This is a genomic window from Burkholderia sp. BCC1638 (assembly GCF_902833195.1).
GTDB lineage: Bacteria > Pseudomonadota > Gammaproteobacteria > Burkholderiales > Burkholderiaceae > Burkholderia > Burkholderia diffusa.
In genome coordinates this window covers 1-19,711 of the sequence record NZ_CADFEC010000027.1, presented here as the reverse complement: position 1 = coordinate 19,711, position 19,711 = coordinate 1, and the positions used below count along the sequence as shown (strand labels likewise).

General features: G+C 67.8%; 11 protein-coding genes and 1 pseudogene. 4 read left to right on the top strand and 8 right to left on the bottom strand.

The window, feature by feature from the left end; translation table 11 throughout:
• The first annotated feature begins 105 nt into the window (after nucleotides 1–105).
• Nucleotides 106–996: a beta-lactamase transcriptional regulator PenR gene (gene penR / locus HWX22_RS24905; RefSeq protein ID WP_059692105.1), complete on the top strand. Its 891-nt coding sequence runs from the start codon at nucleotides 106–108 to the stop codon at nucleotides 994–996.
• 498 nt (nucleotides 997–1,494) lie between these two features.
• Here penR and HWX22_RS24900 read toward each other — a convergent pair whose 3' ends face one another.
• The 5 genes from HWX22_RS24900 to HWX22_RS24880 all read right to left on the bottom strand — a co-directional run bounded on the left by HWX22_RS24900 (nucleotide 1,495) and on the right by HWX22_RS24880 (nucleotide 12,366).
• On the bottom strand, nucleotides 1,495–1,746 hold the full coding sequence (locus HWX22_RS24900; RefSeq protein ID WP_059527240.1) for a hypothetical protein: 252 nt from the start codon (nucleotides 1,744–1,746) through the stop codon (nucleotides 1,495–1,497).
• A 103-nt stretch (nucleotides 1,747–1,849) separates the two neighbouring features.
• Entirely contained in the window at nucleotides 1,850–4,075 is a 2,226-nt protein-coding gene (locus HWX22_RS24895) for an amylo-alpha-1,6-glucosidase (RefSeq protein WP_059692193.1), read from the bottom strand.
• 155 nt (nucleotides 4,076–4,230) lie between these two features.
• The gene (locus HWX22_RS24890) at nucleotides 4,231–9,834 is read right to left on the bottom strand and encodes an autotransporter domain-containing protein (RefSeq protein ID WP_175916584.1); all 5,604 of its coding nucleotides are present in this window, start codon (nucleotides 9,832–9,834) and stop codon (nucleotides 4,231–4,233) included.
• 632 nt (nucleotides 9,835–10,466) lie between these two features.
• On the bottom strand, nucleotides 10,467–11,126 hold the full coding sequence (locus HWX22_RS24885) for a YdcF family protein (protein ID WP_175916583.1): 660 nt from the start codon (nucleotides 11,124–11,126) through the stop codon (nucleotides 10,467–10,469).
• Nucleotides 11,127–11,331: 205 nt separating this feature from the next.
• Nucleotides 11,332–12,366 (bottom strand): rod shape-determining protein, encoded by a 1,035-nt coding sequence (locus HWX22_RS24880; RefSeq protein WP_059526935.1) that lies wholly within the window; start codon nucleotides 12,364–12,366, stop codon nucleotides 11,332–11,334.
• Nucleotides 12,367–12,637: 271 nt separating this feature from the next.
• Here HWX22_RS24880 and HWX22_RS24875 point away from each other — a divergent pair, with 271 nt between their 5' ends.
• Nucleotides 12,638–15,058, top strand: a complete 2,421-nt coding sequence (locus HWX22_RS24875) for a patatin-like phospholipase family protein (RefSeq protein ID WP_059692102.1) — start codon at nucleotides 12,638–12,640, stop codon at nucleotides 15,056–15,058.
• A gap of 6 nt (nucleotides 15,059–15,064) precedes the next feature.
• On the opposite strand, the gene HWX22_RS24870 is transcribed toward HWX22_RS24875, so the two are convergent.
• Both HWX22_RS24870 and HWX22_RS24865 read right to left on the bottom strand, forming a co-directional pair.
• Nucleotides 15,065–16,195 carry an ATP-binding protein gene (locus HWX22_RS24870; protein ID WP_059526953.1) on the bottom strand — a complete coding sequence of 377 codons (1,131 nt, stop codon included), beginning with the start codon at nucleotides 16,193–16,195 and terminating at the stop codon, nucleotides 15,065–15,067.
• 64 nt (nucleotides 16,196–16,259) lie between these two features.
• Nucleotides 16,260–16,970: a response regulator gene (locus tag HWX22_RS24865; protein ID WP_059526956.1), complete on the bottom strand. Its 711-nt coding sequence runs from the start codon at nucleotides 16,968–16,970 to the stop codon at nucleotides 16,260–16,262.
• A 224-nt stretch (nucleotides 16,971–17,194) separates the two neighbouring features.
• Here HWX22_RS24865 and HWX22_RS24860 point away from each other — a divergent pair, with 224 nt between their 5' ends.
• Nucleotides 17,195–18,109 (top strand): glutaminase, encoded by a 915-nt coding sequence (locus HWX22_RS24860; protein ID WP_059692100.1) that lies wholly within the window; start codon nucleotides 17,195–17,197, stop codon nucleotides 18,107–18,109.
• A 197-nt stretch (nucleotides 18,110–18,306) separates the two neighbouring features.
• Here the strand turns inward: HWX22_RS24860 and HWX22_RS24855 are convergent, their stop codons facing one another.
• Nucleotides 18,307–18,960, bottom strand: coding sequence for a tetratricopeptide repeat protein (locus HWX22_RS24855; RefSeq protein WP_175916582.1), 654 nt, complete (start codon nucleotides 18,958–18,960; stop codon nucleotides 18,307–18,309).
• A 634-nt stretch (nucleotides 18,961–19,594) separates the two neighbouring features.
• Here HWX22_RS24855 and HWX22_RS24850 point away from each other — a divergent pair.
• Nucleotides 19,595–19,711: pseudogene (locus tag HWX22_RS24850) on the top strand (IS5/IS1182 family transposase); the annotation flags it as partial.

Here is a 19,711-nt window from a genome sequence, read left to right as displayed (position 1 = left end):
CGTGGTGGAATGAATGCGGAACGGCCGGCCGCCGAGACAGCACTATCGTGACTTTACGGTTGCCTGACAAGCAACGATAATTGAGCGCTGCCACAAGAAATTCTTATGACCAAGCTCCGCCCTCATCTTCCGCTGAATGCATTGCGCGCGTTCGAATCGTCGGCGCGCCACCTGAACTTCACGCGCGCCGGCCTCGAGCTGAGCGTGACCCAGGCCGCCGTAAGCCAGCAGGTGCGTTCGCTCGAGGAGCGGCTCGGCTGCGCGCTGTTCACCCGGCTGCCGCGCGGCCTCGGGCTTACCGACGAAGGGCGCGCGCTGCTGCCGGTGCTCAGCGACGCATTCAGCCGGATCGAGACCGTGCTCAAGCAGTTCGAGGGCGGGCGCTTCCACGAGGTGCTGACGCTCGGCGCGGTCGGCACCTTTGCCCTAGGCTGGCTAATGCCACGGTTGAAGCGCTTCGGCGACACGCACCCGTTCGTCGAGCTGCGGCTGCGTACCAACAACAACGTCGTCGACCTCGCGGCCGAGGGCCTCGATTTCGCGATCCGCTTCGGGGAAGGCAACTGGCCGGCGACGCGCAACGAGCGGCTGCTCGATGCACCGCTCACCGCGCTGTGCGCGCCGGAGATCGCGCGGCGTCTCGCACGGCCGGCCGATCTCGCGAACGAAACGCTGCTGCGCTCGTACCGCACCGACGAATGGCTCGGCTGGTTCGACGCCGCGCAGCTCGAACCGTGGGCGGTGAACGGGCCCGTGTTCGATTCGTCGCGGCTGATGGTCGAGGCCGCGATGCAGGGCGCGGGCATCGCGCTCGCGCCGGCCTGCATGTTCGCGCGCGAACTGCAGCTCGGCCAGCTCGCGCGGCCGCTCGACATCGACGTGCGCGCGGGCGGCTACTGGCTCACGTCGCTGAAGTCGAAGCCGCTCACGCCGGCGATGACGCTGTTTCGCGACTGGATCGTTGCGGAAGCGGCCGACGCGGCGCCGGTCGAATGATGGCGCCCTGCTTGTCCACAGATTGTGTTGGCAAGGGTGTGGATATCCTGGGTACCCGGGGCCTAACCCGTTGATCGCGCACGAATTACCGCGCCGATGCACGCAGCGGGCAGCCCGTGCGCAAAGGCGCGAGCCTGCCGGCCGCCGCGCGCCGGATCCTCAACCATCAGGAAGCAATCACGTCAGACTTATCCACAGATTTTGTTGGCAAGCCTGTGGATATTCCACCAATGTGACGCGTAACATCCTGATACAAAAGGGGATTCAGTAGATCGGGGCAGGCAGGTCAATGACGCGGCATCGTTTGCGGCCTCAAGGCCTGCACCACGCAGCCGGTTTTGGGGGCCGGACGGTTCTCCACAGATTGTGTTGGCAAGCTTGTGGATATCCTGCGCACCGGCGGGCTAACTCGTTGAGCGCACGGGGTTTTGTGCGCGCCGCGCAGGATTGGGCAGCACCGGCGCGGGCCGTGCGGCCGACGCCCGCGCTGCCGGTTCATCAATGCCGGTCAAGCCCGCCGCGCAAATCACGCGCCTTGTCGCGCAGCGCCTCGTATCCGGAGCGCGCATGTTCGGGCAGGTCGGGATCGCCGATCAGCGCGCCGAGCGTTTCGATCAGGCTGAACAGGATGCCCTTCGCCGCGCCAGCCGCGATGCTCTGCGACTCGATCGACTTGTGCAGGTGGTCGACCGCCGCTTCCAGATTCTCGAGCTTGTGCTCGCCGTCGTCGGGCCGATTGTCGGTCGTCATCGTAGGTGCCTCCGCCATCGTTCAAGGGTCATGTCACGATTCTATGCCGCTGCGCGCGGACGTGGCGCGACATCGCGCAACGTCCGTGCAGGCCGCTGCACGACTACAGCACCGCGACCACCTTCACCCGCCCCGGCTGCGCCGCCGCCGCGACCACCTGGCCATCGACGCGCCGGAACGTCAGCGATACGGTTTCGTCGCCGACCCGCAGTTCGTCGATGCGCAGCCAGTCGACGCCTTCGGGCAGCGCCGGGCGTTCGACGCGCACTTCGTGGCGCGCCGCGTCCACGCTCACGCCGAGACAGGCCTGCAGCATCATGAACGGCGCACCGGCCGCCCACGCCTGCGGCAGGCACGCGACCGGATAGGCCGTCGGCGGCTCGCCGCGCCGGCGCGGGAACCCGCAGAACAGCTCCGGCAGCCGCATCTCGAAGCTGACCGCGGCTTCGAACAGCGCGCGCAGCAGGTTCACCGCGGCCGTCTTGTCGCCGTAGCGCGCAAGCCCGCGCGCGATCAGCGCATTGTCGTGCGGCCACACCGAGCCGTTGTGATAGGCCATCGGATTGAAGCGCGGCTGGCCGGCCGCGAGCGTGCGAATGCCCCAGCCCGTCTGGAACAGCGTCGAGCCGAGCACGCCGGCGACCGCCGCGCCGCGCTCGGCGTCGGGCAGCCCGAACGCGAGCAGATGGCCCGCATTCGACGCCAGCACGCGGCACAGGTCGCCGTGACCGTCGAGCGCGATCCCGTAGAACTCGCCCTCCGGCATCCAGAACAGCGCGTCGACCTGGTCGCGCAGCGCCTTCGCGCGCAACGCGTAGCGCGTCGAGTCGGCCGCGTGGCCGCGCCGGTGCGAGCACATCGACATCGCATCGAGCGCCGCGCACGCATACGCCTGCACTTCGACCAGCGCGATCGGGCCGTCGGGGAAGCGCCCGTCCGCGTGGAACACCGAATCGTGGCTGTCCTTCCAGCCCTGGTTTGCGAGGCCGCGCTCCGACGTGCGCTGGTAATCGAGCAGCCCGTACGGATTGCGGTCGCACTTGTCGATCACCCACTGCGCGGCGCGCTCGAGCGCGGGCCACAGCTCGTCGATCAGCGCGTCGTCGCCGGTGTGTTCGACGTACGCGCCCGCGAGCACGATGAACAGCGGGGTCGTGTCGACGCCGCCGTAATACAGCGCGAACGGCACCTCGCCCGTCGCGGCCATCTCGCTGCGGCGGAACTCGTGCATGATCTTGCCGGGCTCCGCGTCGCGGAACGCGGACGTCTCGCGCGCCTGGTGCTCCGCGAGAAAGCGCAGCACGCCGCGCGCGAGCGACGGCTGCAGCCACAGCATCTGCAGCGACGTGATCACCGCGTCGCGGCCGAACGGCGTCGAGAACCACGGAATGCCCGCATACGGATACGGCCCGGTGTCGAGCTGCGTCGTGAGCAGCCCGAGATCCGCGAGCGACCGGTCGAGCCATGCGTCGAACAGCGGATTGCCGGTGTTCACGCGCGCCATCGACTCGCGCCGCGAACGCATTTCGCGATGCACGCCGACGAGCGCGGTGCGCAGCGCGACGCGGCCGCATCCCGGGCCTTCCCCGTCGTGCGCGGGGCCGAGCGTCGCGTCGACGGTCAGGTAGATCGACACGCACGCCTGCGCGGCGATCGTCAGCGTGTAATCGGCGCGATCGACCGACAGCGCGTCGGGCGCCGGCGAAAAATGCACGGTCACGTTGCGCTCGACCTTGTCGAGGCCGTCGTAACGCAGCCGCACCGCCCCGGCGTCGACGCGTGGCGCGACCACCGTGCCGCGCTTCGGGCGCGGCGTGCCGCGCACTTCGAACATGTCCTTGAAATCGGCCGCGAACGACAGCGACAGCGGCACCTCGGCCTCGCTCGCGCCGTAGTTCGTCAGCGTCAGCGCTTCGTACAGCACGTCGCCCGCGAGCACGCGCATCCGTTCGATGTGAATCACGCCCTCGGGCGTCTCGCGGCCGCCGAGCGGCGGCAGCGGGCGGTTCGTCAGGTGCGCGGTGAACGACGCGTTGTCCGCGCTCGTCGCGCCCGACAGCAGCGACGGCGCGCGGCCGCCGAAGGTCAGGCGCCATGTCGACAGCACGCGCATGTCGTCGACGAACAGGCCGTCGTCATGGCCGCCGATGTCGCCGAGCGCGTCGCTGACCACGAACGCGTCACCGGATTTCAATACGTACTGGTTGTTGCGTGCGAGTGCCTGCGGATCGGCTTCGGGGGCGATGAACGCGGCGCCCGTCGCCTGGGTCGGGGGAACCGGCGCGACTTGCGGCGCCTGCGTCGTGGTGGCTTCGGCGTGATTCGGCATCGATGCTCCTGTGTCGAGGCGCAACGCGCGGTGCGCGTCGCGTGTTTCGCACAGGATAGGCCAGAACGGGGAGTGCGCGCAGCGACGAAAAAGACGCGACCCCCGCGGCGTTGCCGTCGCCGCACGAGGTCGCGCACAGGCACATCAGGCGGTGCTCAGAACTTCCACAGGATGTTGCCGAGCACCGCGTTGTCACGCACGCCGCTGCCGTACTGGCCGCTGAACGTGAGGCCGAGCGTCAGGCGCTTCGTGATGGCCGCGTCGATACCCGCTTCGAGCACCGCGCTGTCGCGAGCAATCGGCACGCCCGACACCTGGAACGACGTACCGCCGTTCGCGAACGTGAACGCCGACGACGGCTGCACGTTGCCGAACGCGTGCCGCCAGCCGACCGTCCCGCGCGCGGTGAACGTGCCGCTCGCGATCGTGCCGAGCTGCGACGCGGCACGCACGCCGAGCGTCGAAAAACCGACGTGGGTCGTCTCGCCGCCGGCGCGCAGCGCGGCCGCGCCGCCGCTTTCCGTATAGCCGTCGGTATGCAGGTTCACGTAGGCAAGACCCGCGAACGGTTCGAGCGCGACCGGCCCGACCGGCAGCGCATAGCCGACTTCGCCGAACACCTGCGCGGAATTCGCGTTGTAGCCGGCCGAATCGTGATCGGAGAAGCCCGCGAAGCCCGGATTGCGGTCGCTGTTGATCCGGTACCACGTGTACGACGCGCCACCGCGCACGCCGAGCGCACCGTATTGCGCGCCGCCGTACAGCGACAGGTAATAGCTGTTGACCGACGCCGACGAACTCTGGTCGTTGTCGAGCGAGCTGTGCGTGACGCCGGCGGCCAGGCCGGCGCGCCACTTGTCGTTGAGCGCCATGTCGGCACCGGCGATGAAGCCCGTCATGCTGCGGTTGATCGCCGACGTGTTGCCGTCGCCCGCGAGCCTGCTGCGGCCGCCGAACGCCTGCCCCCAGACCACCGGCTGATACGGCGTGCCGCCATAGCATCCTTCGCGCGAACCGATCCGGCGTTCCGGCGGCAACGTCGGGTCGGCGACACCGGCCGTGTTGTCGCCGCACAGCGCGGCGCCGCCCGACGACAGCGCAGCGAGCGGCCCCGATCCGGGCGCGAGGCCCTGGCGCACGCGATCGGTGACGGCATCGCGCACGTAGCGGCTGTCGAGCAGCAGCATGCTCTTCAGGCTCGCTTGCAGTTCGCCGTCGAGCATCCCGTAGGCGCGGCGCGCGGTGGCCGCGTCGGTCGTCAGTATCGTGTCGTACAGCGGATTGCCCGTGCCGAGCGCACCGATCGCGGTCGCGACCGCGCGCTGGTTCGGCGTCGTCGCGACATCGGGCAGCGACGTGCCGTTCGTGACGAGCTGCAGGTACACGTGGTCCGGATCGTAGCTGAGCGTCGGCATCAGGAACGCGTAGTTCGAATTCACCTGGCTGAACGTGCCCTGCACGCCCGACGATGCGGTGAGGATCGTGTACTTCGTGGTCGGCTGGTAGCTGGCCTGGTTCGCGAGCACCTGCACGGTGCCGCCGTTCAGCGTGGCCGCGCCGCTCGCCGCGATGCTGCCGCCCTGCTGCGGCGTGACCGCGACCTGCAGCGTCGAGCCCGGCTGGAACGTGACGTTGCCGGCGACGTTCAGCGCCGCGCCCGGCTGCGACACGGCCGCGAACGCGCCGCTCTGCACGACGATGCCGCCGACCGTGCCGGTGCCCGTCAGCGTCGCGCCGCTCTGCACGGTCACGGTCGACTGGCCGAGCGAACCGTCGACGGCGAGCGTGCCCGCGGCGACGGTGGTGGGACCGCTCAGCGTACTGAGGCCCGTCAGCGTCAGTTGTCCGCTGCCGGCCTGGGTCAGCGAGCCGGTGCCGGACAGCACGCTCGCGAGCGTCACGTGGGCGGACTGGTTGAAGATCAGCGCGCCGTTGTCGACGACATTGCCGACCACGCTGCCCGACGTGCCGCCGTTGCCGAGCTGCAGCGTGCCGCCCGCCGCGATCGTCGTGCCGCCCGTGTACGTGTTCGCGCCCGTCAGCGTCTGGATGCCGGTGCCCGCGACCGTCAGCCCGCCGGTCCCGCCGATCACCCCGCCGAACACGCCGCTGGCGGTTCCGCCCAGCGTCAGCGCGTTGCCGCCGAGGCTCACGTTGCTGCCGGCCACGCCCGACAGCGCGCCGAGCGTTTGCGCGCCCGACGCGCTGCTCAGGTCGAGCGTCGCGCCGGTGCCGGCGAGGTTCATCGTGCCGGTCGCCGCCAGGCTGCCGCCCGCGCCGACCGCCAGCGTGCCCGCGTTGATCGTCGTGCCGCCGGTGTACGTGTTCGCGCCCGTCAGCGTCGTGGTCGCCGCGCCGTCCTTCACGAGCGCGCCCGTGCCGGAGATCGCGCCGCTCAATCCGAGCGTATTGCTGCCGCCGAGCGTCAGCGTCGCGCCCGTGCCGAGAGCAACCGCATTCGTCATCGACAGGTTCGTGTTCGTATCGAGCGTCGCCGCGCCGCCGACGTTCAGCGCGCCGGTACCGAGCGCCGCGGCGTTGCCGAGCACCAGGCCGCCGCTATTGAGGTTCGTGCCGCCCGAATAAGTGCTCGCGCCGTTCAGCGTCTGCGTGCCGGTGCCGGCCAGCGTCAGGCTGCCGGTGCCGCCGATCGCCCCGTTGAACGTGCCGCTGCCCGTCCCGCCCAGCGTCAGCGCGTTGGCGCCGATATTCACGTTGCTGCCGGCCACGCCCGACAGCGCGCCGAGCGTTTGCGCACCCGTCGCACCGCTCAGGTCGAGCGTCGCGCCCGCGTTCGCGAGATTCATCGCGCCGGTCGCGGCCAGGCTGCCGCCCGCACCGATCGCCAGCGTGCCCGCATTGATCGTCGTGCCGCCGGTGTACGTGTTCGCGCCCGTCAGCGTCGTGGTCGCCGCGCCGTCCTTCACGAGCGCGCCCGCGCCGGAGATCGCGCCGCTCAATCCGAGCGCGTTGCTGCCGCCGAGCGTCAGCGTCGCGCCCGTGCCGAGATCGACTGCGTTGGTGATCGACAGGCTCGCGTTCGTATCGAGCGTCGCCGCGCCGCCGACGTTCAGCGCGCCGGTGCCGAGTGCCGCGGCGTTGCCGAGCACCAGGCCGCCGCTATTGAGGTTCGTGCCGCCCGAATAGGTGCTCGCGCCGTTCAGCGTCTGCGTGCCGGTGCCGGCCAGCGTCAGGCTGCCGGTCCCGCCGATCGCCCCGTTGAACGTGCCGCCGGTCGTCCCGCCCAGCGTCAGCGTGTTGGCGCCGAGATTCACGTTGCTGCCGGCCACGCCGTCCAGCGCGCCGATCGACTGCGTGCCCGCGGTCGCACCGCTCAGGTCGAGCGTCGCGCCCGCGTTCGCCAGATTCATCGCGCCGGTCCCCGCCAGGCTGCCGCCCGCGCCGATCGCCAGCGTGCCTGCGTTGATCGTCGTGCCGCCCGTATACGTGTTCGCGCCGGTCAGCGTCACGGTCGCCGCGCCGTTCTTCACCAGCGCGCCCGTGCCGGAAATCCCGCCGCCCAGCCCGAGTGCATTGCTGCCGCCCAGCGTGAGCGCCGTGCTCGCGCCGAGATCGATCGCGTTGCCGATCGCCAGGTTCGTGGTCGCATCGAGCGTCGCCGCGCCGCCGACGGTCAGCGTGCCGGTACCGAGGGCCGCGGCATTGCCGAGCGCGAGGACACCCGCGTTCAGCGTCGTGCCGCCCGTGTAGTTGTTCGCGCCGTTCAGCGTCAGCGTCGCCGCGCCGTTCTTCACGAGCCCACCGCCGCCGGAGATCGTGCCGCCGAGCCCGAGATCGGTGCTGCCGACCACGGTCAGCGTCGTGCCGGTGGCGACGTTGATGCCGTTCGCGAGCGACACGTTGGTGGTCGCATCGAGCGTCGACGAGCCGTTGACGTTCACCGCGCCGAAACCCAGCGCCGCGTTGCTGCCGACGACGAGGTTGCCGCCGTTCAGGTTCGTGCCGCCCGTATACGTGTTCGTGCCGGTCAGCGATTGCGTGCCGGGGCCGGACAGCGTCACGCTGCCCGCACCGCCGATCGTGCCCGCGTAGGTTGCGTTGACGGTGCCATTCAGCGTCAGCGTGTTGGCGCCGAGGGTCACGTTCGTGCCGGCCGCGCCGGACAGCGCGCCGATCGTCCGCGCGCCCGACGCGCCGCCCAGGTCGAATGTCGCGCCCGCGCCGGTCAGGTTCACCGTGCCGGTCGCCGCGAGGCTGCCCGCACCGCTCAGCGCGAGCGTGCCGCTGACGATCGTCGTGTCGCCCGTGTAGGTGTTCACGCCGCTCAGTGACAGCGTCGCCGCGCCGTTCTTCACCAGGCCGCCGTTTCCGCTGATCGTGCCGGACAGCCCGAGGTCGTTGCTGCCGCCGAGCGTCAGCGTCGCGCTGTTGTTGAGATTGACCGCATTGTTGAGCGTGACGCTCGCGCTCGTGTCGAGCGACGCCGCCGCATTGACGTTCAGCGCGCCCGTGCCGAGCGCCAGGTTGTTGCCGGCCACGAGGCCGCCGCCGTTCAGGTTCGTGCCGCCCGCATAGGTGTTGGCGCCCGACAGCGTCAGCGTGCCGCCGTCGTTCTTCGTCAGCGCGCCGCTGCCCGATACCGTGCCCGACAGCGTGAGCCCCGTCGCGCCCTGCACCGTCAGCGCGGTGCCGAGCGCCACGTTGTTCGACACGTTGAGCCCCGCCGTGCCCGCCTGCAACGCACCGCCGTTGGCCGTAATCGTGCCCGTGCCGAGCGACGCGTTGTCGTTGATGATCGCGACGCCGCCCGCGAGCGTCGCGTCCTGCGCGGTCGACGGGCCGTTGATCGTCCAGTTGCCGCTCGTGACGTCGAGATGATTGAAGTTGATGTAATTGTTGACCGCGATCGTGCCGTTCGCGGAGGTGCCCTGCTGCAGGTTCAGCGTGTTGTTGCCGCCCGCGCCGCCGTCGACGATCCCCGTCGCCGCCACGTTGATCGTGTTCGGCCCGATCGTGATGTTGAACGCGCCGCCGGTGCCGCCCGCCGCGTTGACCGACGAGCCCGTCACCGCGTTGAACGTGTTGTTGCTGTTCGCGCCCATCGACACGCCGCCGTTGATCGTGCCCGAGTTCGTGAACGTGTTGCCCTGCCCGGGCGTACCGTTGGTGCCGAGCGACACGCGGCCGTTGATCGTCCCGCTGTTCGTCATGTTGACCGTGCCGCCGCCGTACGCGGCGACCACGGGTGCATCCGCGCCGGACAGCGTCGCGCCGACCAGCGGGTTCGAGCCGATCGTGCCGGTGTTATTGATGGTCGACGTGCCGCCGGTGCCGTTCTGGACCGACAGCGCCATGCCGGTCACGCCGCTGATCGCTACCCCGGTCGAGCCGTTCATCGTGCCGTTGTTGGTGACGGTGGTGTTGCTCGCCGACGCATTGCCGACCACCGCCCCGCTCGACAGCACGCCGAGCCCCGAGCCGAGCGCGGACGGGTCGATCAAGCCGTTGTTGGTCAGCGTGTTGTTGTTCCCGGTCAGCGACATCGCGGTGCCGCCGACGCCCAGCAGCACGCCGACGCTCGCGCCGGGATTGACGGTGACGTTCAGGTTGTTCGCGCTGTTCGCATAGCTCGGCGCCAGCGGATTCGCGACGCCCGAGCAGGTTACCGTGGTGCCCGCCGTGCTGCAGGTCGCGTACGCGGGAACGATGCCCGCGCCGGACAATGCCAGGAAAACCCCCGTCGGCAACAGGAATCTCGGAAACGGCTCCCCGCTCTTCTTCGAATGCGCAATGTTCATGCTTCCCCTCATCATCGGCATGGATGCTGATCGGACCGGCGACAGCGGAAAATCCGGGACGCAAGCGTGCCCTCCGGCGGTCGCGGAACGACGTCGGTTTATTCGTGGATGAACTGCTGGTTAATCGATTCTCGTTTGCGAACGCAAAACTAACCGGATGCCATGATCGCGACCCCTCGTTTTTTTATGCAGCGACTTTCTGGTTGATTTGATTTCCGCCTGCTTTTGTCAGACTAGGCTATATCAAAAAAACGTGGTTTTCCAGTCGACGTTTGGTTATCTGATCGAGGTCAATCGAATGCGTATTTTTTACTTGAGGAAATGCGTGGAGCGACCGGCTTACGTAGGCTTCCCGGTCATTCCGGCAAAATCCGGGGCCAAGCTACCGACGCCGCGGAATCCGTGAAAACACCGATATTTCGCACTGAATCGCCGGCTGGATTTTCGCGGTGCGATATGAATGACGACGGCGGCAGCCGGCACACATTATCCGGATCCATTTCATTTGCTAATTGAAAGCACGGATTTTCAACGTCCCGCCAAGCACGTTCGAATCAGGCGCACATGAAATCGCCGCCTTGAAACGAAAATGAAAGCCGTGAAATCAATCGATTCCCGGCCGGCACGCGGTGTTACGAAAACAGGCTCATCAGATAGAGCATCGGCCGGAACGACATGGGTCGCGCATCGGGATCGAGCCACAGGCGCAGCGCGTAGATCGCGTATGCGGGCACTTCCCGCCAGCTCGAATAGATATCGCGCCACTGGAAGCGGCGCGGATACGCGGCGAAGATGTTCGCGGGCGCGATGCCGACCCGCTCGAACGCGAGGCGCGCCCGCGCGAGGTGGTAATACTGGCTGACGATCAGCACGCGCGACATCCGGTGCGCCTGCATGTACGCGCGCGCGTGCTGCGCGGTCGCGAGCGTGTTGTCGCCCTGGTCGTCGACGGCGATCCGGTCGGCCGGCACGCCGCGCGCGACCAGATAGTCGCGCATCGCGGTCGCCTCGTTCAGCCCGGGGCCGTCGATCGCGCCGCTGACGAGGAACGCCGGACACTGCCCGGTGCGATAGCAGCGCACGCCGACATCGAGCCGCGCCGCGAGCACCGGTTTCGGCGCGCCACCGTCGTCGAGCGCATTGCCGAAGATCACCGCGACGTCGGCCGGCGCGCTCGGCATCCGCATCCCGGTTCCGACGAGCACGACGGCCGCGACGATCCACAAACACGCGAATGCGGCCAGCACGCGGCCGATTCGGGCCGCACGGCCCTTCTTGAAACGCTGGTTCAAAGCTGTCGGACTCCTGGGGAAGCGTGCCGCCGGTTTGCACGGCACACGGCCCGGCATGCTGCCACGGCGCGCTCGCGCCTGTCCAGGTAACGCGGTCGACACGACCTGCCGAGCGCGTCCGGAGAATCCGGACGACGTTCGGCATGCTGGAGATTCGGGGTTCGAAAGACGGGCGAGGAACGCCAATGCGCCGGCCCGGCCGGCGTCAATCCACCGGACACGTCGCGAGCCGCCCCATCGCCTCCCCCGCGCCGCGCACCGCGCAGGTGGCCGGCTCGTCGGCGATCCGCGCGGTCAGCCCGGTCTCGTCGCGCAGCAGGCGTTCGAGGCCCGCGAGCAGCGCGCCGCCGCCCGTGAGCACCACGCCGCGATGCGCGATGTCGGTCAGGAGTTCGGCCGGCGCATTTTCCAGCACCGACTTCACCGCGCCGATCACCTGCTTGAGCGGTGCGGCCAGCGCGTCCGCCACGTCGTGGTTGGACAGCTCGATCGAGCGCGGCAGGCCGTCCGCGACGCCGCGCCCGATCGCGCGCGTCGACGTGCGCGGCACCGCGCTGGTGGCCGAGCCGATCGAATTCTTCACGCGCTCGGCGGTCTGCTCGCCGAGCAGCACGCCGTACAAGTTGCGCACGTGGTTGACGATCGCCGCGTCGAACTGGTTGCCGCCCACGCGGATCGCCTCGCGGTAGACGATGCCGCCGAGCGCGATCACCGCGACTTCGGTCGTCCCGCCGCCGATATCGATCACCATCGAGCCGACCGGCTCGGTGACCGGCAGGCCCGCGCCGAGCCCGGCGGCAAGCGCTTCCTCGATCAGTTCGACGTCCGATACACCGGCGGCGAACGCGGCCTCGCGGATCGCGCGGCGCTCGACCGCCGTCGCATCCGACGGCACGCACAGCGTGACCTCGACGCGGCGGCCGAAACGCGAACGCGTGCGCGACATGTCGATGAAACGGCGGATCATCTGCTCGGCGGCGTGCGCATCGGCGATCACGCCATGCCGCATGGGCCGCACGGCCTCCAGATGCCCCGGCTCACGGCCGAGCAGCGCCTTCGCGAGCTCGCCGACCGCTTCGAGCGTCGGTCGCGCGTCGGTCGCGCCGCCCTTGCGAAAACAGACGACCGACGGCTGGTTCAGCACCACGCCGCGCTCGTGCGTATAAATCCGCGTACTCGCCGTTCCAGGGTCGATCGCAACGGGTTGCGCAAACAACTTTCCGAACAGCGGTGTCGACATATCAAGCCTTTTTTTGAACAAACCGGCCGAAACGGCCAGGCCGCGTCACCGCGGCGCGCTTTTACCGCCCCATCATGGGCTTAGCGGCAAATCGTTCCGGTACTTTAGACAATTCCCATGATTTTTTCGCGACGAGATTGCCGAATGTGCGTTTCGGCAGGCCCGCGGCTACGCATCGGCCTCTCGCGTCGCGCTTGTAAAACACGGTAATCTCTCGGTCTTGCCTGCTCCCGGCAGGCGTCCGACGACCGATCACGCCAGGTATTCCTCCATGACAGCGACCGCTTTTCCCCGCTGGCTCGGGGTGCGCCCACTCGGCGCAACGCTCGTTGCGCTCTGGTGCTGCACCGTTGCCGCGCAGCCCTTGCCGGCCGCCGACACCCCCGCCGGCCCCGTGACGGCGGCCACTGCCGCCGCACCGGGCGCGCTCGCCGCGACGGCCGCCGCCCCCGCCGCCAAGCCCGCGCCGACCTGCAACGCCGACGGCGGCCCGGCCGGCCGGCCGGCGATCGGCCTCGTGCTGTCCGGCGGCGGCGCCCGCGGATACGCGCACCTGGGCGTGCTGAAGGTGCTCGAGGAGAACCGCATTCCGATCGACTGCATCGCCGGCACCAGCATGGGCGCCGTGGTCGGCGGCCTGTATGCGAGCGGGATGGCCGCCGACGAGATGCAGAAGCAGCTGTCGGAGGTGAACCTCGCCGACATCGCGTTCGACGTGACCGACCGCGCGGACCTGCCGCAAAGCAGCCGCGAGGACGAGCGACTGTACATCAACAGCCTGACGCTCGGCTTCGGCAAGAAAGGCGTGAAGGCGCCGGTCGGCCTCGTGCAGGGCAACCGGCTGCAGGCGCTGCTCGCGAACTGGACCGCCGCCGTGCCGACCAACCAGCCGTTCGACCAGTTGCCGATCCCGTATCGCGCGGTCGCGACCGACCTGCAGACGGGCCAGATGGTCGTGCTGGACCACGGCTCGCTGCCGCTCGCGATCCGCGCGAGCATGGCGATGCCCGGCCTGTTCGCGCCGGCCGAGATCAACGGCCGCGCGCTCGTCGACGGCGGGCTCGTCAGCAACCTGCCGGTCGACACCGCGCGCCAGATGGGGGCGAAGGTCGTGATCGCCGTCGACATCGGCTCGCCGCTGCGCCCGCTCGACGCGCTCGCGTCGCCGGCCGACGTGATGCAGCAGATGGTCGGCATCCTGATCCGCCAGAACGTGACGTCGCAGCGCAAGCAGCTTGCCGCGCAGGACGTGCTGCTCACGCCCGACCTCGGCGCGCTCGCGTTCACCGATTTCCAGAACGCGAAGCAGGCGATCGCCGCCGGCGCGGCCGCCGCGACCGCGGCGCTGCCGCGGCTCAGGCACTTCGCGCTCACGCCCGAACAATACGCGGCCTACCGGTCCGCGCATGCGCAGCCGCTGCCGCCGCCGATCCGCATCACGCGGATCGAGATCAAGACGACCGGCGGCGTGCCGAAGCGTGTCGTCAGCGACGCGCTGCATGTGAAACCGGGCGACACCTACGATCCCGCGACCGTCAGCCAGGACCTGCTCGGGCTGACGACCGGCGGCAATTTCGAGAGCGTGACGCAGCAGATCGTGAGCCACGGCGACGAGAACGTGCTCGAGATCGATGCGCGGGAGAAATACTGGGGGCCGAATTTCCTGCTGTTCGGCGTCGGGATGTCGAGCAGCTCGACCGACGAGGGCGGCTTCCGCCTGCACGTCGGCTACCGGCGGCCGTGGCTCACCGAATCGGGCCTCGAGTTCCGCGCGGACACGACGATCGGCAGCGATCTGCAGTCGGCGCGCGTCGAATTGCGCCAGCCGCTGCCGGCCGCGTACGGCTTCTACATTTCGCCCTATGCGGAATACCAGCGCCGCTATGTGAACCTGTACGACAACAGCGGCGAGGTGAAGCTGAATCAATACTTGATGCAGACGGCGCGCACCGGGCTCGACTTCGGCCTGCCGATCGCACGGCTCGGCGACTTCCGGATGGGTATCGGCTACGCGACCGGGCATGGCTCGCCGAACTACAACCTGCCATTCCCGTTCGACGACGGCAGCTCGACGCTGATTTGGCCGAGCTTCACGTCACAGGCGCTGACTGCGCGTGCGCGGCTCGTCATCGATCAGCTCGACGATCCGATGTTCCCGCGGCGCGGCTACTACGGCGAATTCCGTGTCGAACGGTCGCTGTGGTCGCACAACACCCAGTCCGCCCAGGACCTCGCCGATGCGTCCAACACGCCCTATACCGAGCTCTACGGCAAGGCAATGATCGCGCAGCAGTTCGGCCGGCACAGCGTCAGCGCGACGATCGAGGGCGGCAAGAGCATCGGCGGCACCAACCTGATCAACGCGTTCAACTTCACGCTCGGCGGATTCCAGCATCTGGCCGCGTATGCGGCCGACCAGCTGACTGGCAACGAACTCGCATACGGCAACGTGACCTACATGAACCAGTTGATGACCTTCAACGCGTCCCCGATCAAGGCGCTGTCGGTTGGCGCCAGCGCGGAAGTCGGCAACGTGTGGTCGAGCGGCGTGAACGTCGGCGGCGGCACGCTCAAGCAGAGCTACACGTTCTTCACGAGCCTGTCGACCGCATTCGGTCCGCTGTACATGGGTGTCGCGCTCGCGCCGGGCGGCCGGCGCAACATCTACCTGCAGCTCGGCCGCACGTACTGACGGCGCTCAGATCGGCCAGCTGATCTCGAAGCGCGCGCCGCCGAGTTCGACCGGATCGACGACCGCGATCCGGCCGTTGTGCGCGTGGAGCACCTGCCGCGTGATTGCGAGGCCGAGCCCGTAGCCGCCCGTGCGGCGGTCGAGGCGCACGAACGCGTCGAAGATCCGCTCGCGCTCGCTCTCCGGCACGCCCGGGCCGTCGTCCTCGACGAAGATCGCGATGTTGCCGTGCTCGATCGCGATCCCGACGACGATCCGCGACGCCGCATATTTGCTCGCGTTGCGCAGCAGGTTGCGCATCGCGTACGACATCAGCCGCCGGTCCATCTTCACGCGCAGGTCCGACGCGATCGCGATGCGCGACTCGATCGCGCGCTCCGGATACAGCAGCTGCGCGTCGCTGATCTGGTGCTCGAACCACGCGACCGGCGCGGTCAGTTCGAGGTTCGACTGCAGCGAGCTGTATTCGAGCCGCGCATACGTGAGGCTCATGTCGATCAGCTCCTCGAGCTCGGTCACGTCCTGCGCGATGCTCTCCAGCGCACCGTTGTATTCGGCGGCGGAGCCCGGCTCGCGCAGCATCTCGAGCGCGAAACGCACGCGCGCGAGCGGCGTGCGCAGCTCGTGCGAGATCCCGTTCGTCAGGTCGCGCTGCGCGGCGATCAGCCGTTCCATGCGCATCGCGAGCGCGTTCAGCGTGCGCGCGAGCGGGCCGATGATCACACTGTGCGACTCCCGCGCGCGCGTGTTGAAGCGCCCGCCGGTGAAGTCGATCGCGCGCTCGCGCACCATCACCAGATCCGACCAGACCGGCCGCATCCACCGATACGCGGCGAGCGCGGGCGCGGCGAACACGAAGGCGAGCACGATCCAGATATCGCCCGGCAGCGCGTCGAACGCGTGCCACACGACTTCCGGCGACAGCACCACGCACAACGCGAGCGCCGGCACGAGCGCGGTCAGCAGCACGAGGCCGAGCAGATGCAGGTAAGTCCGCACGTACAGGCGCGACCAGCTCGGAATGCGGTCGGCGCGCGTGTCGGTCCACGCGCGGCGGAAATGCAGCCAGCGCCATTTGACATAGCGCGGCGCCGAAAGCGGCGCTGCGTCGGGGTGCGAAGGGGTGCGTCGGATCATCGCGGCTTCCGGCTATCGTGCGATGCGGGGATGCCGCGGCCGACGGCGTCGTGCCGGGCCGGCGTCATTCCCACGCATGCTTGCTGAACTGGTAACCCTTGCTGCGGATCGTCTTGATCCGCTGCGGGTTGCCCGCGTCGTCGTGCAGCTTGCGGCGCAGCTTCGAGATGCGCCCGTCGATCGTGCGGTCGAGACCGTCGAACTCGACGCCGCGCAGCTGCAGCATCAGGTCGTCGCGGCTGACGACTTCTCCCGCGTGGCACACCAGCACCCACAGCAGGTCGAACTCGGCCGACGTGAGGTCGGGTGAGCTGCCGCCCGGCAGCACGACCGAACGGTCGGTGCGGTCGATCGAGAACTGGCCGAACGTGTAGCGCTCCGGCTGCGGCGCGGCACCCTCGGCCGCGCGCGCGGGGACGCGGCGCAGCTGCGCCTTGATCCGCGCGAGCAGGATGCGCGGCTCGACCGGCTTGTGCACGTAGTCGTCGGCGCCGAATTCGAGGCCGAGCAGCTCGTCGAACGGCTCGTCGCGCGCCGTCACCATGATGATCACGCCGTCGTACTGCTTGCGCGCCTCGCGGCAGATCTCGAAGCCGTCCTTGCCCGGCAGGTTCACGTCGAGAATGACGAGATCCGGGCGCGTGGACAGGATCGCCGGCACGGCGGCGTCACCGTGCAGCACAGTGTCGACTTCGTAGTCGTTCTTGCGCAGGTAGCCGGCGATCAGCGTGGACAGGCGGGTGTCGTCTTCGACGAGCAGGATGCGAAAAGACATGGGCAACGGTCGGATCATACGGGGAGACCGTGGCGGCGGCGGGCTTGCGCCGGCTGCCGGCCATCGGCCGAAACGTACCGCATGATACTGCGCCCGCCGATTGCCCGTTTGAAGATCTGGAGAATAAGGGCGCGATGGCTGCCACGCTTGACGAATCGGCGCCGAAACGGTTCCATACGGGCTCTTTGAAAACCGGGCTCCGCGCCCGCCCTGCCTCGTACGCGATGAACTATCAGCCGATCCTCGAACGCATCCATGCCGAACTCGCCCCCTGGATCGGCCAGGGACGCGTTGCCGACTACATTCCCGAGCTCGCGAAAGTGCCCGCCGACAAGTTCGGGATGGCCGTCGTGACGCTGGACGGAAACGTTTACACCGTCGGCGACGCGCAGGAGCGCTTCTCGATCCAGAGCATCTCGAAGCTGTTCGCGTGCACGCTTGCATTCCAGCTGCTGGGCGATGCGCTGTGGGAACGGGTCGGCCGCGAGCCGTCCGGCACCGCGTTCAATTCGCTCGTTCAGCTCGAAAGCGAGCGCGGCAAGCCGCGCAACCCGTTCATCAACGCCGGCGCGCTGGTCGTCACCGACGTGCTGTGCCGCCGCTTCGTCAAGGCCGAGACGGCGCTCGTCGAATTCGTGCGGCGGCTGATCGGTGTTGGCGACGTCGACTACGATTCGCGCGTCGCGCTGTCGGAACTGGAACATGCGGAACGCAACCGCGCGATGGCGCATTTCATGGCGAGCTTCGGGAACATGCAGATGCCGCCCGACACGGTGGTGGACGCGTATTGCCGCCAGTGTGCGATCACGATGAACTGCATCGAGCTTGCGCAAGCGGCGCTGTTTCTCGCGAACGGCGGCATCGCGCCCGTCACCGGCGAGCGGGTCGTCGATGCGAGCTCGGCGAAGCGGTTGTCGGCGCTGATGTTGACCTGTGGCACCTACGACGCGGCGGGCGACTTCGTTTATCGCGTCGGCTTGCCTGCCAAGAGCGGTGTCGGCGGCGGGATCGTCGCGGTGCTGCCGGGTGACATGGCCGTGTGCGTGTGGGCGCCGGGGCTGGATGCGAATGGGAACTCGTTGGCGGGGACGTTGGCGTTGGAGTGGTTGACGACTTATACGGGGAGGTCGATTTTTTGAGGGGGCGGGGTTGGGTTTAGGCGTACTTCATTTGGCGCAATGTCGGTGGGTTCATATCGACTCGTGCCGGCGTGCTCAGCGGGGAGGTCGGTTTTCGGCAGCAATCGACCCGCTTGGGTCATTCGGCGTCCCGCATAACGGACCTTCAAACGAGCAATTCTGCCCAACTTCAAAAGACGACGTTGGGAGGCGTTCAACTACGGCCTCGTTGGCCCTACGTCCTCCGGCACCAAGGTTCCGACTCTCCAGTTCCGTGCGATTTCCTCGGCAGTCGACAGTGAGTCGCCGGACAGTTCCGGACGATAGCCCAGAAGCCCGACTACCGATCCAGGATGCGTAGTTTCAGCAATCTTTAGCCAGGCATATGCCGCAATCAGATTTTGCGGAACGCCGAAGCCATTTTTTAGCATCAAACCCAGCTTTGTTTGAGCACTCTCATCGCCTTGTATGGCCGCTTTGCGAAGCCATGTCGCCGCCTGAGCATCGTCTTCGTGCACACCGATTCCGAGGAAGTACAGATTGCCTAGTTCTGACTGGGCCATGGCCTGACCTTGATCGGCCGCTTTGCGGAGCCAGTACGTAGCCGTTACCTCGTCACGTTGTACGCCGTATCCATGGAGGTACATCTCGGCCAGATTGAACTGCGAGTGTCCATAGCCCTGTTCGGCCGCCTTGTGGTACCAAGCTGCGGCTTCGACAAAGTCGCGCTTCACGCCAATTCCGCACCAGTAGATGACACCGAGGTTGTGTTGCGCTGTCGGATCACCTTTCATAGCGGCGTCTTTGACGTTCTCGAAACTGGCAATCGTTGCTGCGCTTGCCGCACAAACTGAGTCGACTCGCTGCTTCACCGCAACCGAACCAGAGTCTCGGCCTCCATCAGAAGAGCTGACGGAAGCTGTCTGAGCTGACGCAGATGGGCATTGAGCTGCGAGGAGGTAAGAGGTCCACACGGCAATGAGGTTAATACAGGTTTTAGTCGCGCGAAATTGCATACCGTATCTGCCAAGCGGAGGGACTCGGTCTGTGTAAGTTGTATCGATACAAGCACTCAAATCAAGGCATTCCAGTTCGTGAACGCACTCGACGATGAGCGTGATCGTCGACCATCTTAGCCTCGGCGTCGAACGTCCGAAAGTTGGCCGATCGCGGCCGGCCGCCGCCCTGCAACGCGCGACCGGCGCAGATCGACCCATTGTCGCCGTTCGACCAAGGACTAGCCAAGGGGGCGCTTTCACTAGTGCAACAGCCATTCTCCGTTCGCATTAACCAACGCGTGCTCGATCTTATGCGAAGCCCTTCGCGTAAGTTGATTGTCCGGGTGCGCGACCGGGTGGAGCGGATGTCCGAATGTGGGAGCGAGTTCAATATAGTCTTACTCTGCAATGGCCGTGCTAGGGAAACACTGATTTATCCGGCTCTGTGGTCATCGCTGACGCAGCCGAGGACGTTGTAGAAGATAGTTCACGGAACGGGTCCACGACGATGAAACGGCAAATGAGCTTTGCGGAAGCGGAAAGCACGGGCAAGAAGCGCATGACTCGGCGCCAGCGTTTCCTGGAAGAGATGGAGAAGCTCGTGCCGTGGTCGCGATTGCTGACG